The sequence below is a fragment of the Thiothrix eikelboomii genome (assembly GCF_900167255.1).
Classification (GTDB): domain Bacteria; phylum Pseudomonadota; class Gammaproteobacteria; order Thiotrichales; family Thiotrichaceae; genus Thiolinea; species Thiolinea eikelboomii.
Genome location: NZ_FUYB01000028.1, coordinates 1 through 15,010, shown reverse-complemented (window position 1 = coordinate 15,010; position 15,010 = coordinate 1). Strand labels below are relative to the sequence as shown.

Here is a 15,010-nt window from a genome sequence, read left to right as displayed (position 1 = left end):
TTGCACCTTTAGCAACCGACTTAGGATTAAGGTTTGCACACACTCAAAAGCGCTATGATTATGAGCAGGCTCATCAAGAGCTCGTCGATATACATAAAAGCTTACGCATTGGGGATTTGAACCTTTGTGATAACTCAGAAGAACTGAAAATCAAAGCCAGTGGTTATGCTGCACGTTGTCGTTTGCTTAGGCAACAATTAAAGAACACTGAACATGCCTATCAATACTGTGAACAATTAGTTAAATGTTACCAACTCACTCCACCTAGCATTAAACAAGGTGATCTCATTCCTGCTCTCAATCGCATGTGCTGTGAACGTTGGTGGTTTCGTAAAATAAAAATTTTACGCCTCAGAAGAATAGAAACGGTGGCACGCAATATAGAGCTAGTGAATCACTCACGCTCCTCTTATGCTAGCTACCATGCTATTAGACTGAATAAACAACAAAAAGCACAAAACCGAAACTACCTTTCCTCTACTGTCATCACTAATGAAAACGGCGAAACTTATACCTTACAAGAGTTAGCGGATCGCTCCGTTTCAAACCCCGCTATTCGTCGTGCTGAATTAATGGTACGGATTAGAGGTTTTGAGGTAGTTGCTGGGCTTTTAGGCCATGTTGGAGAGTTTTACACCTTAACTACTCCATCACGAATGCATGCTTGCTTAAAACATGGATACAATAATCCCAAATATGACGGAACCACTCCCAAACAAGCACAAGACTATCTCACGCATTTATGGGCTTTAATGCGCTCAGAACTGCATCGCCAAGGGATCAATTTGTATGGCTTTCGTGTAGTCGAACCCCACCATGATGGCACACCTCATTGGCATTTAATGCTATTTATGCCAGAAGAACAGAAAACAATAGTTAGGCGCGTAATGCAACATTACGCCTTCTTAGATACACCGAACGAACTAGGAGCCAAAGAGCATCGCTTTAAAGCCATTAATATTGACCCTGATAAAGGCACGGCGGCAGGCTACATTGCAAAGTACATAGCCAAAAATATCGACGGTTACAGTCTAAATCAAACACCTGATGATAAAACCGCTTCTGAGACGGCTGAACATATTATCACATGGGCGAATACTTGGGGAATTAGACAATTCCAGCAAATAGGTGGCCCCAGTGTAACCGTATGGCGTCAGTTACGTCGCCTAGATAAAGTTGAAGATGAAGAACTTGAACAAGTACGCATAGCTGCAACTGCTAATGACTGGGCAGCCTTCATGCTAGCAACGGGTGGGGTTGGGCTTTCTAGAAAAAATCACCTTATCAAACCTTATTATGACTATGGGTGGCATCTACACCAAGAAACTGGCGAAATTACTCAAACTGCGGAAAATCGCTATCTAGAATCAAGTCACCAACGCATTGTCGGAGTTATTGCAAAAGGTATTGCTTACGACTGCCGTAAACACTATTGGACTGTTAACACAAGAGCTGCCGGTTCACTGTTGAACTCCCCGCGTGGAGCCTGCGAGGAAGCGGGGAGTTCAACAGTGAGAGGGAGCAACCGCGCTGGAAGCGTTCTGAGTGGGCTACTTCCACGAGATGCGACGACGGACAGGAGGAGCAACGAAGGGAAGTAGCCCACGATTAAAACTTGGACTTGTATCAATAACTGTACTAACCATGAAAAACCCTAAACGCTAACTTCTTACATCACCTTAAGAGTTCAATAAGCATGAGTGAATTTACACTAGATGAGGCTGTGACACTGATCTATCGGCATGTAGTTTTAAAGAAAAACGTAGCATCACACAATGAAAGACCTCAATTATCAAACATAGGACATGTCTGTGGTGTACTGACATTAAACGAACAAATTGAAATAGTTGTGAAGTTTCAAGATGAGCTTAGACAGTTTAGTAAACTTGAATTTCAATCTGAATTGGCCATACTTCAATCATAGTATTGACTATAGTAGTCACTAGTATATTATTAAAATTACTATTAACTATGAAAGACATCATACTATGAATGAGCATATAAGCCATTTGCTAATGGTTGATAAGGAAACAGAAGAAGCCATTCTGCAAAAAATGCGCGAGTTTCAAGGTGTAGCCACTACTCTTGAAAGCGCTTTAGGTGCTTTGGTTGTAGGCCAGTATTTTGGCTGGCGTGTATTAAAGCTATTACATACACCTGCTACCTATCGTCGTTACGAGAAGGTATTAGGCATTAAGTTTCAAGATGTTTGCCCTGAGATTACCGAAATGGGCAGAAAGAAAAGCATCGGCTATGCCATTACTGAAAAGCTGGGTAGCTTCTGGGCGGTGATCATGGGTAGAAAAAAAGTACCTAATAAAGGCAATTTGGCTAATGAAGATGAGGTCAAGCGTATAGCTGAAGCTTTTGAAGGGCCAAGCAAATGACTACTGTTAATGCTTACATCACTATCAAAAAATTTGCAGAAATTAGCGGCTTTACAGAAGAGGCTATCCGGCAGTACCTAAAAAAGGGTATTTGGGTTAAAGGTGTTCATTGGATCAAATCACCTACGAATAGAAACCTTATTGTTGTAAAGGCGGTAAATGAATGGCTAGCGAGCACAAAGGCATAACCATTCGTGGGAATAGTGCAGTTCTAACCTTTACCTACCAAGGTCAACGCTGTCGTGAAACCCTTCCTATGCCACCTACTAAGTCTGCTATGAAACAGCTACAACAAAAGCGGCAGGCTATCTTATACGAAATAAAAAATGGCACTTTTGATTACTCAAAACATTTTCCTTCTAGCAAAAAAGCCAAGACTTTTCGCCAAGGCCGTGCTGATCAGTACACTATTCAAGAAGCCTTAAAAGACTGGTTAAAGCGAAATGAACCCCAGTATGAACTTAGTACCCTACATGGCTATAATAGTGCCATTTTCCATCACCTGATCCCACAGTTTGGTACTCTTAAAATTGCTGAATTATCAGTTATTCAACTTAAAACATGGCTTGCTCAACTAACTTGTTCCAACAAAAGAAAAAACAATATTTTGACTCCCTTACGGCGTCTATATGAGGAGCTATATCTTGATGAAATAATCGAAAAAAACCCCTTAGATAGAATCAAAAACCTGACTATTTCACCGCGTGAACCAGAACCCTTTTCTTTAGATGAAATTGAAAACATCCTGTACCAATTAGAAGGGCAAGAAAAGAATCTTATACAGTTTGCATTTTGGTCAGGCTTAAGAACTTCTGAGCTAATTGCCCTAACATGGCAAGACATAGATTTTGAAAATAATCGGTTTTATGTACGTCGAGCTAAAGTAAGGGGCATTATCAAAAAACCTAAAACCGCTGCTGGCTCTAGAACAGTCACCTTACAAGCTCAGGCTCAACAAGCCCTACTTAGCCAATATGCCTACACTGGCTCACTAAATGAAACTATTTTCCATGATTCGCGTAAAGATCAACCGTGGAAAAATGACCAAAGCATCAGAAAAACCGTTTGGATACCAGCACTTAAAAAAGCTGGGGTGAAATACAGAGAACCGTACCAAACCCGCCATACTTTTGCTTCTATGTTGCTCTCAAGAGGTGAGGAGCCTATGTGGGTAGCAAAGGAAATGGGGCATAAAGACTGGGGCATGATTCGGAAGGTTTATGGGCGATGGATACCTTCAGCATTGATATAGACTAAATCAACATAATTTTATATAGTTTTTGCTGAAAAGCAGCAAAAAGACTGGCACAAACTACATTATGAACTACAGTAGGTGATTGATAATATGAAAAAAGCTAAGGGTTCAATTCCCCCCGCCTCCACCACTTTATAGTTTCACCAAGTACCAACTAGACCCGAGACCCTTTACAGGCCGCAATCTGTAAGGGGTTTTGTGTTTCTAGTAGTCCCTTTTAGCACCTAGTAAGCCCTAAAAGAGGTTCTGACGGCAAGCCTTCAGGTGAAATATCCGTCCTGCCAAGGTGAGTGGGCGACAAGTGAAAAAGAAACCACCAACTTATCCAGCTCTATTGGATGGACTGTGGACATTATTAGCCATGCTGGAAATCATGGAGACTTACACCCTTGCACAATTGGACGGTCTGAAAAAAACCGTCCGACAATGTGTGTAGATACTTATGCATCTGGGGGAAAGGGCCGGGGAGAGGGCTTCTTCAATATCATTCAACCATGTTTATCTAAACTCTTTCGAACTCACCTCTAACACCTTAAAGGCATAATCCGCAAACGACCAACGCACCATCAGATAAACATGGTTAGCATCAAGCTGATAAATCACCGCTGAAGCCTTAGAAAAGAGCGTCGAAACCACTTTACCTTCGGTTAAAAACTTCGCGCAGTCATAAACACAGTTCTTAGCTAAAACATCATAGCGATGCTCACCAGCAAGTTTCAATAACGAATAGCCACCTGAGTTATCCACCACGGCCGCAAAACTACCCTTCAAAGCGGCTTTCGCGTCTTGAATAAAAGCATCTTTTTGACTGAGGAGCAGCGTAATTAAATACTCATCGGGGCTAATCCACTTCACTAGCTTAGTCTCTAGTGAACCTGTCATGCCTAAAGCAGTCGGCAGTTGGATGCCTAATTGACCTAAAGCCTCGACTGCGCCCGCCGTATTCGGGCGAATCCGCAACACCACATAACCATAGTTGCGTTCTTCACTGACTTGAAAACCGTTGCCAGCCAAGGCATTAAAATCCAGACCTTCTAAGGCCGTCTCAAATTTCGCCATCACTTTTCTCCTTGGCTTGATCGTAGAACACACTATCAACAATCGTCACTGGAATCACTTCATAGGATAAAGGCTTAGCGTAAATCTTCGTCCCCAGCAGATCCAAGCCCCCCTTGACGACTGCCAGCGCAATCGAACGCCCAAGCACAGGGCTGAAATAGCTGGAAGTCACATGCCCGATCATGGCTTTACTGCCTGTTTCCGCGACTAATTGGCAGCCTTCATTCAAGACTTTATCCGGCTCATCGGTGAGTAAACCGACCAGTTGCTTGCGGCCTGCACGGGCGGTATCACTACGAGTTAAAGCCCGTTGACCCAAAAATGGATACGATTTATTCAGTGAGACGGCCCAAGCCATATTCGCATCATACGGGGTGATTGAGCCGTCGGTATCTTGGCCGACAATCACATAGCCTTTTTCAGCACGCAACACATGCATGGTTTCAGTGCCATACGGGGTAATATTAAAGGCCTTACCCGCCTCGAGCACGCTATCCCAAAGGAAGCGCCCGTAATTAGCTTGCACATTGATCTCATAAGACAATTCACCCGAGAAGCTAATCCGCATAATCCGCGCTGGAATGCCACAAACCGTACCTTCGCGCCAATCCATGAAGGGGAAATTCGCTGCACTAAAATCCACATCTTTGCAGAGCTTTTCCATTAAACGCCGAGCTTTAGGGCCGACAACTCCCGTGGTTGACCAATGATCAGTGACACTAGTGAGATAGACCTCCAGATCTGGCCATTCCGTTTGTAACCAAGTCTCCAGATGTGTATAGATGCGCGCTGCCCCCCCCGTCGTGGTTGTCATTAAGAAATGGGTATCGCTCAGACAAGCAGTGACACCATCATCAATGATCATGCCGTTTTCATCGCACATTAAACCGTAACGGCATTTACCCGGAGCGAGCTTAGCCCAGTTATTGGTATACACTCGTGCTAAAAATTCACGCGCATCAGGGCCTTGAATATCAATCTTGCCTAGAGTCGAGGCATCCATCATCCCAAGACTATTGCGCACGGCTAAGCATTCGCGAGCCACCGCTTGATGCAGATTTTCCGAGCCTTGCGGGAAATACCAAGGGCGCATCCATTGCCCGACCACTTCAAACTCAGCGCCTTGAGCCATATGCGAAGCCTGCATCGGCGTAAAGCGTTGTGGGTCAGAATGTAGGCCCACTTCACTCCCTGCTAATACACCCATCGTCACTGGCGTGTACATTGGGCGAAAAGTCGTCGTACCGACCTCAGCGATCGGCAGCTGCATGATTTTTGCGGCCACGGCAATCCCATTCACATTCCCGGTTTTGCCTTGATCCGTACCAAAGCCTAAAGCGGTATAACGCTTGATATGCTCAATCGAGCGATAATTCTCACGAATCGCCAACTCAAGATCCGAGGCTTTTACATCATTTTGCATATCAAGAAAAATTTTATCGCGCCCGAGCTCGGGGCAAATAAAATCAGCCACCATTAGGAGCTTCGGAGCAGCCACCGGATTTGCAGCTTGCCCCGCCGCTAATAGACCGACATATTCACCTTCTGCGGCTGCACCTTGCCAATTACTTTGCCCATTCACACTTCCTGCAACATAACGATGCGGTTTATCGCAAGCAGGCATAAAAGCTTGATGCTCGGTCGAAAACCAAGGCTTAGAACCTGTATGGCAATCTAAATGGACTAAGGGGCTAAAACCGCCCGAGCAGGCAATCAAATCGCAAGACACCGTTTCCGGTGACTCACCGACGACCCAGCCGTGCGTATCGCTATAAGCGGTTTTGGCAATTAAAGCCCGCTCGACACTATCACGACCTTCGGCTTTCACCACGGTATAGCCTTGCTTAACAAGCACCCCGAGTTTGGTTAAATCACTGGCATCATAACCGATACGACAATCCACCACTGTAGGGCGCGTACCCGCCTTTACTAAATCACGGGCTACGTCATAGATACTGTCATTATTGCCCACCACTAAGGGTTTGCTACCACACAGCACGGAGTATTCATATTGATAACGACTCACTGCACTGGCCAGCATCACCCCCGGCAAATCATTATTCGCAAACATCAACGGGCGTTCATGACTGCCCGTGGCGAGTATCACCTTATGAGCACGAATCCGATGCAAGCGTTGGCGCGTCAGCTTAGGATTGCGTGAGCCCAAAGGCAAATGATCCTGGCGACGCTCTAAGGCGAGTAACAGATTAAAATCATGCAGAGCATAAGCCGTGGTACGCACCAGAATTTGCACTTTGGCATGCGCCTCTAAAGCCGCGCGCGTCCTTGCCAACCAAGCGGCGGCTTCTGGATCACGCGCTGCATCCACGACTAATTCACCGCCCAGTTGTGGACGCTCATCAAGCAACAAGACAGTCGACCCTGCATTGGCAGCCGCTAAGGCCGCTGCTAAACCCGCAGCCCCGCCCCCCACGACAGCAACATCAGTTTGGCGATGATAGTGATCATAAGTTTCGGCATCCGGTTGGCTCGGTGCAGGCGCAAACCCCGCTAATTTACGCAGTTGCTCTTCATATTTTGGCCACCAACTAGCAGGAGACATAAAGGTTTTATAATAAAAACCGGCCGCCATAAAACGATGCAAAGGTTTAAGCCAAGCTCGAACATCTTCATTAATCGAAGGAATCCCACTGGCGGGCTGTGCAACCATCTCGGGATAGATTTCGACTTCCGTCGCACGTGCATTCGGTAGGTGATAGCCCGAATTTGGCTCTAGCACCACTAAAGCATTCGGTTCTTCGACCCCTGCTGCCATAATTCCGCGTTGGCGACCGTATTTAAAACTACGCCCAATTAATTTCACATCATTGGCTAAGAGAGCTGAAGCTAAAGTATCTCCGGCATAGCCTGTATAATGCGCACCCTGCCAATGAAAATGAATGATTTGCGAGCGGTCAATGCGCTCATGAGCTTGTTTATATAAGCGCTTCATGCTTGCTCCTTATAGGATTCAAAGGTACGCACTGCGTAAATCTCATTCGTGACATTATTACGTTCAACCACAAATAATTTACGGCAACCCGCACTATGCGCCCATTGCTCAATCACTTTGCCCTTGGGGTTAGTACGATTAAACACATAATCACCCCATTGCTCATCGGTGCAATCCAAACCGGGGCGTTGAATAAAAGCCTCTCCTGCACAGCGATACTCCTGTTCATCACGCAGCTCGCCACAATAGGGGCAATGAATTAAAAACATGTTAAGCCTCCTTAGTGAGCGACTGCAGCAGCGCCATGCTCGTCAATCAGAGCGCCCGTCACAAAACGATTAATATGGAAAGGTGCCGCTAAAGGATGGGGTTGATCTTGACCGATCGTATGCGCAAACACATGGCCAGAACCCGGTGTAGCCTTAAACCCACCCGTTCCCCAACCGCAGTTAAAATACAAGCCCTTCACTTGCGGAATTGGGCTAATAATCGGGCAAGCATCCGGGCAAACATCTACAATGCCGCCCCATTGGCGATTCAAGCGCACCCGCGAGAAAATCGGAAATAGCTCAATCATCGCTGAAGCGCAGTGGTCAATCACATGGGGGCTACCCCGTTGCGAATAACCTGAGTAGGGATCTAGGCCTGCACCAATCACCAAATCACCTTTATCGGATTGGCTCACATAACCATGCACTGCATTCGACATCACTACGGTATGCAAGACGGGCTTCATCGGCTCAGAGACAAAGGCTTGTAAGGGATGGCTAGTGACTGGCAAACGAATCCCTGCCATTGCTGCCAATATCGACGAATGCCCCGCCGTCACACAGCCCACCCGCTCTGCTTTAAAATAGCCGCGTGAAGTTTGCAAGCCTTTCATCCGCCCCGCTTCAATATCCAGCGCTTGCACTTCGCAGTTTTGGATAATATCGACCCCGTGCTTAGCCGCTGCGCGAGCAAAACCCCACGCCACCGCATCATGTCGCGCCACCCCTGCGCGGGGTTGACACGATGCACCCATCACCGGATAGCGTACCTGCTTGCCCGTTTCGAGGATCGGAATACGTTCTTTTAGCTCAGCCACACTGACCACTTCTGCATCGACACCATTCAGCATATTCGCATTCACCCGCCGCTCAATGTCGCGCATATCTTGCAGGGTATGGCCTAAGTTATACACCCCACGTTGACTAAACATCACATTGAAATTCAAATCTTTGCTTAAACCTTCCCATAGCTTCATGGAATGCTCATACAAATTAGTCGCTTCGTCCCACAAGTAATTAGAGCGAACGATGGTGGTATTTCGTCCGGTATTCCCACCCCCAATCCAACCCTTTTCAAGAACCGCGACCCGTGTACCCGGAAAATCACGCGCTAAATAATAAGCGGTTGCCAAGCCATGCCCACCCCCGCCAACAATGACCACATCATAAGCCGCCTTAGGGCTGACTTCAGGCCAGGCTGCTGGCCATTGTTTTTGTCCGCTGAAGCCTGCTTTAAAGACTTCGAGCCAAGAATACTTCATGACTACCACTCCGATTCGTGCGAATCAGCTAGATTAGATGTGATTGACTGGTCAGTCAATTGTGCTAGATCAAGGATAAGTGGAAAAAACTGTCCAGTTAGCCATAATGAGGTTTCCATGAGGTAAACCTGCTATGCATCCTGTTCCCGATCATCTACGTCATCACACCCCAGTCACGGGGCAGCGCCGTGATCTGCCCGCTAGCACCAGTGAGCGGCAAATTTTTTATCACCTTGGGGTCGGGCAAGTTTTTTTTAACCGCGAGAAACGCTGTTTATATGTGTCTGATCTCAACCAAACTCCCGTACTCAGCGTATTAGCTCAACTGTGTGCGCAGACCACACAGCACTATGTGTTGGAAACCCTGTATTTGGATGTGCATCATTATTTCTTTGGTGGCTACCGTTTAGAACTAGCCGATAGCCTCTGTAAACCTTTATTAGTCGCCCTGCGCTTAAAAGGGGTGATGATTAGCTATGCTTTGGCGGAATCCGCGCCAACAAAGCCGCCAAGCCCGGATAATCCGCTCGATTGATTTCATATTTTTTGCCAACATGCCCCCAAGAAGCTTGACCAGCCAGTACCTCCAACAAGGCAGCTGGATTCGGAAAATGAATCGCCCCGACCGAATCCACTCCACGCGCAAACACCACATCCGGCAACCCTCCAGCACTAGGACCAATCAGACTGAAGCGGGTTGCTGGTTCACAGGCGGCTAAGATTGAATCTAAACTCTGATTAATCAAGGTTGAGGCTGTACACAAAATCTCACTACACTCGGCTAAGTCAGCGGGGTTCGTCGCTAGCTGCACCAAAGGATGCGGCAGCACTCGTTCGGGTTGCTGCTCAAGCACCACCACGGTCTGCTGTTGAGCGGTTAAGCGCTCGACTAAGGGGCAAAAATAACCCACCATCCCCAGCTTGATGTGTTCAGTAGAGGTATTTGCAGCCCGCTGACGGCTCGGGGCTTGGTAATGAGCTAATCTGAACACATATTGACTTAAAGCATTAAAAGCCCCCAAGCCTAAGGCGCGTTCAGCAAGCTGGGATGAAGCCAGCTTAGCTAAAAGTGTATCTAACGGAACTTGCACTTGTTCTGGCTGTGGATAAGCTTGCCATAACTCGGCCAAACTATCCTCAAGACTCACATAAAAAGCCCCCACATCCCCAGTTGTTAAGAGTACAAAACCAAACTCATCGCGAAAACCCTCCGTTGTTAAGCATGGAAAATAAAGGCGCTGCACGGCCGGCAAACTTAAACCTGCACGAATTTGCTCGACCAAGGCTAAATAATCAGCATCTAAACTCATACTATCCTCTGCTATTCAAGCTGTTTGCGTTTGATACCAGAAAGTAGGTATCAATCTAAACCCTCACAGTATTTCTCTCATTCACCGACCTAGGCTATGCTGGTTTAATTTTAGATTTGAAAGACTCCATGCAAACTAAAGACACAGAAGGCTTAGGCCTGCATCGCATCGTCATTGTCGGCGGGGGGGCAGGCGGTTTAGAGCTAGCCACACTGCTGGGCAATCAACTCGGTAAACGCAAGCTCGCCCATATCACCTTAATTGATAAAAATCGCACGCATATTTGGAAGCCCATGCTGCATGAGATCGCTTCGGGTAGTATGGATTATACCCTGCATGAAATTGATTATCTCGCGCAAGCTCACTGGCATCATTTCCGTTATCGCATCGGCGCACTCACGGGCATTGATCGCGCACAAAAGCGAGTTTATCTGGATGCTTATGCAGATACAGATGGTGAGCTGGTCACTCCGCAACGTAGCCTGCCCTATGATACCTTGGTGATTGCTATTGGTAGTCGTACCAATGACTTTAATATCCCAGGGGTCGCTGAGCATGCGATTGAAATGGATACGGCGGCTCAAGCTGAACATTTCCACCAAAAATTAGTCAATGCCTGTATTCGCGCTCATGCCCAAACTGACAACTTACACGCTTATCAGCTGCAAGTCGCTATTATTGGTGCCGGTGCAACGGGCGTCGAATTAGCGGCTGAACTGCATAAAAGCATTCGTACTCTGGTCAAATATGGCCTAGATACCATTGAAGCAGATCGTGATGTCAATTTGACCTTGATTGAGGCAGCGCCTCGGATTCTCCCCGGTTTGCCGGAGCGAATTTCTGTGGATGCTGCACGCATTTTAACTAAGCTCAAAGTGAATATGCGCACCGATGCCCGCGTTGCTGCGGTTGCAGAGCATCAGGTGCTGCTAGCAACGGGTGAAACGATCCCCGCCGAACTGATTGTCTGGGCAGCAGGCATTCGTGCGCCTGAGGTTCTGAAAACTCTGGATGGTTTGGAAACCAATGCTATCAACCAACTGATTGTTCAGCCTACGCTGCAAACCACACTTGACAAAAATATTTTTGCCTTTGGCGATTGCGCCTCGGTGGATTGGCTTGAACACCAGCCACCGACCAAAGTTCCACCCCGTGCCCAAGCCGCCCACCAACAAGCCGTACATTTAGCTAAGCAATTAGCACGACACTTACAAGGCCAAGCTTTAGAGGATTTCCACTACCATGATTTCGGCTCTTTAGTTTCACTTGGCGAAAATTGGGCCGTAGGTGGCTTAATGGGCAATATTGCACGCGGTACTTTATTCATCGAAGGTTATCTCGCCCGCTTTATGTACAATATGCTGTATAAAAAACATCAGCTGAGCTTGCATGGTTTTTGGAAGACCAGCATTGAAACCATCGCGGGGATCTTACGCCGAACCACAACCCCGAGGATTAAATTGCATTAACGCAGCCCAGCCGCTGCGTTTGCATTGTGCGTCCATTAATGCGCCTATCCGTGCCTATTGTACTTCCATCAAGCCTGCTTACTGAGCAGGCTTCAAACCACTGGCGACTTTAAAGGCTTGCACGGTGTAATACATTTCCTCATCAGCCATCATCTGATCTAGATCAATACTGATAGTGCTAGGGAAACCGTATTGCTGATCGTAGGTGATTTTCACACTCGCGGCCGGGCGGTTAATTGCATCTCGAATTAACTTAAAGAGTTCTTCAATAGTTTTAGCATCTCCTTTACGCTCTGGCGGCAACGGCTTTCTAGAAGTCACTAAATCGGCTTGCTGAATCTTGCCTTGAAAGACCCGAATCGCAATCGGCTGGGTGTATTCGGGGGGGCAAAAACAACTCGTTTGCAATTGATAGGCATAATGCGCAGGGCGTTTTTGTCTCCACACAGCTTCGGCTGCGTCTAAAGCGGCGAGGGCTGATACATCCTTTTGCGGTGCCAGAGGGGAGTTGGCTGCTGCTTGCACTGCACTTAAGGCCTGCGGTGAACCTTTAATCACATACTGTGCAGGAAAAGACTCCATTACTCTTAACAATTTGAGTTGCCCCGCTTGCTCGAGCTCGCGAATTTTTAGCTCAACGGGATCAGGCTGTACGCTAGTCCCAGTGATGGTTACAGTCGTCCAATGACTTTGCATCACAGGTGGCTGAACCTTAGGTAGCGGTACTTGCTCAGAAGCCGTCGAACATGCCACTAACGAACTCAATAGTACACTGGTTAAAATAATTCTATTCAAGCTAACTTTCCTCAGTGAGTGTTAATCATGGTACTAAGACCGTTAAAGCCGCTCAGTAGTTTGCGCTTCTGTTTCTGTTAAATACTGCACAAAACAGTTAGATTTATCGACCAAAATCGCTTGTGGCTCAATACGATAGGAAGATAACTCAAAGCCCATAATAATGATTTCTTCGCCCTCTTTGATCAAATGCGCCGCTGCTCCATTCACACAAATCACCCCACTCCCCCGCCGACCACGGATGGTATAGGTTTCTAAGCGCGCACCTGAGGTATTGCTCACCACCAGCACTTTTTCACCTACATCCAACCCACAAGCCTCAAGGAGGTCTTCGTCAATTGTGATACTACCCACATAAGCAATATTCGCCTCTGTCACGGTGGCTTTATGAATCTTTGATCGTAAATACCAACGCATCTGCCTACCCCTTAACCATACCGCTAGTTTAAAATACCGATGGTAGACAAAATTGCTGCTGCGATGCAATAAACTTAGGGCAAGCTGTCAAGCTAGCGATATAATTCCGCACAAAACCAACAAACTTAAGGTTAAACGCATGAAAATCGCAGTTGCTGGCACCGGCTATGTAGGTCTCTCGAATGCTTTATTGTTAGCCCAAAACCATGAGGTAGTCGCCCTAGATATTCTCCCTGAAAAAGTAGCCCTGCTCAATCAAGGCCGATCCCCGATTATTGATAGCGAAGTCGAGGCTTTTCTAAAGCGTAAGGACTTGAATTTTCGCGCCACGCTCGATAAGCGAATCGCTTATGAACAGGCTGATTTTGTGATTATTGCCACCCCCACGGATTACGATACCCAAACCAATTATTTTAATACCCGCTCAGTTGAAGCGGTGGTCAAAGACGTGATGGCGATCAATCCACACGCGGTGATGGTGATTAAATCAACTATTCCCGTCGGCTATACACAGCGTTTAAGTCAAGAACTCGGGAGTTCTAACCTGATTTTCTCACCTGAATTTTTACGCGAAGGTAAAGCACTGTATGACAACCTTTACCCTTCGCGCATTGTCGTCGGTGAACGCTCAGCGCGGGCAGCGACCTTTGCTCAACTCCTACAAGAAGGGGCGCGTAAACCCGACATTCCGGTGCTGTTCACCGATGCAACAGAAGCGGAAGCGATTAAGCTGTTTGCGAATACCTATTTAGCGATGCGCGTCGCTTACTTTAACGAGTTAGATACTTATGCTGCTACACATGGTTTGGATACACGCCAAATTATCGAAGGTGTCTCCTTAGATCCACGCATTGGCAACCACTACAATAACCCTTCGTTTGGTTATGGTGGCTATTGCCTACCCAAAGACACCAAACAACTCTTAGCCAATTACCGCCAAGTGCCACAAAACCTGATTCAAGCGATTGTCGCCTCGAACTCTACCCGCAAAGACTTCGTAGCCGATAGCATTATCCAACAACAGCCCAAAGTCGTTGGGGTGTATCGGTTGATTATGAAAGCCGGCTCAGACAACTTCCGTGCCTCCTCCATCCAAGGGATCATGAAGCGGATTAAGGCCAAAGGCATTCAGGTCGTGCTCTATGAGCCAGAGTTAACGGAGGAAAGCTTCTTTAACTCCAAACTGATTCGCGATTTGGACGAATTTAAAGCTCTGAGTGAGATAATTATCGCCAATCGGATGCACCCTGATTTAGAAGATGTAGCGGCTAAAATTTATACCCGCGATTTATTTGGGAGTGATTAATGAACAGTTTTTTATACCTATAAACTGGTTCATTGAATTCCGATAAATGGTGTGGAATTAATAGATAAGCTGTATTAATATTACAGCGTCGAATACGAAAAAACATATACCCCATACAAAATAGGATGGTAAAACATAATGACCAAAAAAAGCCTACTCCTTGTCATTTCTGCTTTATTAGCTAGTCTCTGTACACGACAATTTTCCTAACCCATTGAATTTGTGTTAAACGAAAACGGCTTGAGTCTCATACGTCCATCCTCTACCACCATAAATTGGGGCGGACAAAGGAACAGGATCACGAGCCTGAGATTATCCAAGGCTTCACGTCCGCTTCCTGTTAACAGATCAGTCAGGTAATCCAAGCCGTAGCGGAAAATGCTCTGTTCTTTACGCCCATGCTTTTTCACCTTCAAGGGTTTGACGGTTTTTTCCTTCCATTCCCCGACCTTGTGCGCCCAACAGAAGCCAATGGCGAGCAATGCCATCATCTTTTTGATGCGAGGGGGCTTGGTGAAGTGAGTGGCT

The 15,010-nt window shown here is 46.7% G+C and carries 16 protein-coding genes and 1 pseudogene; 9 read left to right on the top strand and 8 right to left on the bottom strand.

Annotation, left to right across the window (positions count from 1 at the left end):
- Positions 1-116: 116 nt before the first annotated feature.
- From B5D50_RS18515 to B5D50_RS20790, 6 genes are all read left to right on the top strand, one after another.
- Complete coding sequence (locus B5D50_RS18515; RefSeq protein ID WP_143594414.1) at positions 117-1,601, top strand: replication endonuclease; 1,485 nt, start codon at positions 117-119, stop codon at positions 1,599-1,601.
- 95 nt (positions 1,602-1,696) lie between these two features.
- The gene (locus B5D50_RS18510; RefSeq protein WP_078924149.1) at positions 1,697-1,924 is read left to right on the top strand and encodes a hypothetical protein; all 228 of its coding nucleotides are present in this window, start codon (positions 1,697-1,699) and stop codon (positions 1,922-1,924) included.
- Positions 1,925-1,988: 64 nt separating this feature from the next.
- Entirely contained in the window at positions 1,989-2,387 is a 399-nt protein-coding gene (locus B5D50_RS18505; RefSeq protein WP_234975936.1) for a hypothetical protein, read from the top strand.
- A complete protein-coding gene (locus B5D50_RS18500; protein WP_078924147.1) occupies positions 2,384-2,575 on the top strand; it encodes a MerR family transcriptional regulator in 192 nt (63 codons plus the stop codon). Before B5D50_RS18505 ends, B5D50_RS18500 begins: the two co-directional genes overlap by 4 nt.
- A complete protein-coding gene (locus B5D50_RS18495) occupies positions 2,551-3,639 on the top strand; it encodes a site-specific integrase (RefSeq protein WP_078924146.1) in 1,089 nt (362 codons plus the stop codon). Before B5D50_RS18500 ends, B5D50_RS18495 begins: the two co-directional genes overlap by 25 nt.
- A 304-nt stretch (positions 3,640-3,943) precedes the next feature.
- Positions 3,944-4,078, top strand: coding sequence for a hypothetical protein (locus tag B5D50_RS20790; protein ID WP_268807826.1), 135 nt, complete (start codon positions 3,944-3,946; stop codon positions 4,076-4,078).
- Between the two features lie 62 nt (positions 4,079-4,140).
- Here the strand turns inward: B5D50_RS20790 and B5D50_RS18490 are convergent, their stop codons facing one another.
- From B5D50_RS18490 to B5D50_RS18475, 4 genes are read right to left on the bottom strand one after another with little or no spacing between them, the layout of a single operon-like run.
- On the bottom strand, positions 4,141-4,701 hold the full coding sequence (locus tag B5D50_RS18490) for a sarcosine oxidase subunit gamma (protein ID WP_078924145.1): 561 nt from the start codon (positions 4,699-4,701) through the stop codon (positions 4,141-4,143).
- A complete protein-coding gene (locus B5D50_RS18485) occupies positions 4,688-7,654 on the bottom strand; it encodes a sarcosine oxidase subunit alpha family protein (RefSeq protein WP_078924144.1) in 2,967 nt (988 codons plus the stop codon). Before B5D50_RS18485 ends, B5D50_RS18490 begins: the two co-directional genes overlap by 14 nt.
- Entirely contained in the window at positions 7,651-7,923 is a 273-nt protein-coding gene (locus tag B5D50_RS18480) for a sarcosine oxidase subunit delta (RefSeq protein WP_078924143.1), read from the bottom strand. Before B5D50_RS18480 ends, B5D50_RS18485 begins: the two co-directional genes overlap by 4 nt.
- Positions 7,924-7,934: 11 nt before the next feature.
- Positions 7,935-9,185, bottom strand: a complete 1,251-nt coding sequence (locus tag B5D50_RS18475; RefSeq protein WP_078924142.1) for a sarcosine oxidase subunit beta family protein — start codon at positions 9,183-9,185, stop codon at positions 7,935-7,937.
- 133 nt (positions 9,186-9,318) lie between these two features.
- Here B5D50_RS18475 and B5D50_RS18470 point away from each other — a divergent pair, with 133 nt between their 5' ends.
- A complete protein-coding gene (locus B5D50_RS18470; protein ID WP_078924141.1) occupies positions 9,319-9,720 on the top strand; it encodes a hypothetical protein in 402 nt (133 codons plus the stop codon).
- On the opposite strand, the gene B5D50_RS18465 is transcribed toward B5D50_RS18470, so the two are convergent.
- Entirely contained in the window at positions 9,656-10,495 is an 840-nt protein-coding gene (locus B5D50_RS18465) for a Rossmann-like domain-containing protein (RefSeq protein ID WP_078924140.1), read from the bottom strand. The genes B5D50_RS18470 and B5D50_RS18465 overlap by 65 nt on opposite strands.
- Positions 10,496-10,623: 128 nt before the next feature.
- Between B5D50_RS18465 and B5D50_RS18460 the strand changes: the two genes are divergently transcribed.
- A complete protein-coding gene (locus tag B5D50_RS18460) occupies positions 10,624-11,964 on the top strand; it encodes an NAD(P)/FAD-dependent oxidoreductase (protein ID WP_078924139.1) in 1,341 nt (446 codons plus the stop codon).
- A 78-nt stretch (positions 11,965-12,042) separates the two neighbouring features.
- Here B5D50_RS18460 and B5D50_RS18455 read toward each other — a convergent pair whose 3' ends face one another.
- Positions 12,043-12,759 carry a DUF6174 domain-containing protein gene (locus tag B5D50_RS18455; RefSeq protein ID WP_078924138.1) on the bottom strand — a complete coding sequence of 239 codons (717 nt, stop codon included), beginning with the start codon at positions 12,757-12,759 and terminating at the stop codon, positions 12,043-12,045.
- A 42-nt stretch (positions 12,760-12,801) separates the two neighbouring features.
- Positions 12,802-13,176, bottom strand: coding sequence for an aspartate 1-decarboxylase (gene panD / locus B5D50_RS18450; RefSeq protein WP_078924137.1), 375 nt, complete (start codon positions 13,174-13,176; stop codon positions 12,802-12,804).
- Positions 13,177-13,315: 139 nt separating this feature from the next.
- Between panD and B5D50_RS18445 the strand changes: the two genes are divergently transcribed.
- Complete coding sequence (locus B5D50_RS18445) at positions 13,316-14,482, top strand: nucleotide sugar dehydrogenase (RefSeq protein ID WP_078924136.1); 1,167 nt, start codon at positions 13,316-13,318, stop codon at positions 14,480-14,482.
- Positions 14,483-14,688: 206 nt separating this feature from the next.
- On the opposite strand, the pseudogene B5D50_RS20900 reads toward B5D50_RS18445, so the two are convergent.
- Positions 14,689-15,010: pseudogene (locus tag B5D50_RS20900) on the bottom strand (hypothetical protein); the annotation flags it as partial.

Coding starts and splice junctions, on each gene's coding strand:
- B5D50_RS18475 (WP_078924142.1), bottom strand. CDS start 9,185: ATGAAGTATTCTTGGCTCGAAGTCTTTAAAGCAGGCTTCAGCGGACAA.
- panD (WP_078924137.1), bottom strand. CDS start 13,176: ATGCGTTGGTATTTACGATCAAAGATTCATAAAGCCACCGTGACAGAG.
- B5D50_RS18445 (WP_078924136.1), top strand. CDS start 13,316: ATGAAAATCGCAGTTGCTGGCACCGGCTATGTAGGTCTCTCGAATGCT.
- B5D50_RS18485 (WP_078924144.1), bottom strand. CDS start 7,654: ATGAAGCGCTTATATAAACAAGCTCATGAGCGCATTGACCGCTCGCAA.
- B5D50_RS18460 (WP_078924139.1), top strand. CDS start 10,624: ATGCAAACTAAAGACACAGAAGGCTTAGGCCTGCATCGCATCGTCATT.
- B5D50_RS18500 (WP_078924147.1), top strand. CDS start 2,384: ATGACTACTGTTAATGCTTACATCACTATCAAAAAATTTGCAGAAATT.
- B5D50_RS18505 (WP_234975936.1), top strand. CDS start 1,989: ATGAATGAGCATATAAGCCATTTGCTAATGGTTGATAAGGAAACAGAA.
- B5D50_RS18480 (WP_078924143.1), bottom strand. CDS start 7,923: ATGTTTTTAATTCATTGCCCCTATTGTGGCGAGCTGCGTGATGAACAG.
- B5D50_RS18510 (WP_078924149.1), top strand. CDS start 1,697: ATGAGTGAATTTACACTAGATGAGGCTGTGACACTGATCTATCGGCAT.
- B5D50_RS18495 (WP_078924146.1), top strand. CDS start 2,551: ATGGCTAGCGAGCACAAAGGCATAACCATTCGTGGGAATAGTGCAGTT.
- B5D50_RS18490 (WP_078924145.1), bottom strand. CDS start 4,701: ATGGCGAAATTTGAGACGGCCTTAGAAGGTCTGGATTTTAATGCCTTG.
- B5D50_RS18470 (WP_078924141.1), top strand. CDS start 9,319: ATGCATCCTGTTCCCGATCATCTACGTCATCACACCCCAGTCACGGGG.
- B5D50_RS18465 (WP_078924140.1), bottom strand. CDS start 10,495: ATGAGTTTAGATGCTGATTATTTAGCCTTGGTCGAGCAAATTCGTGCA.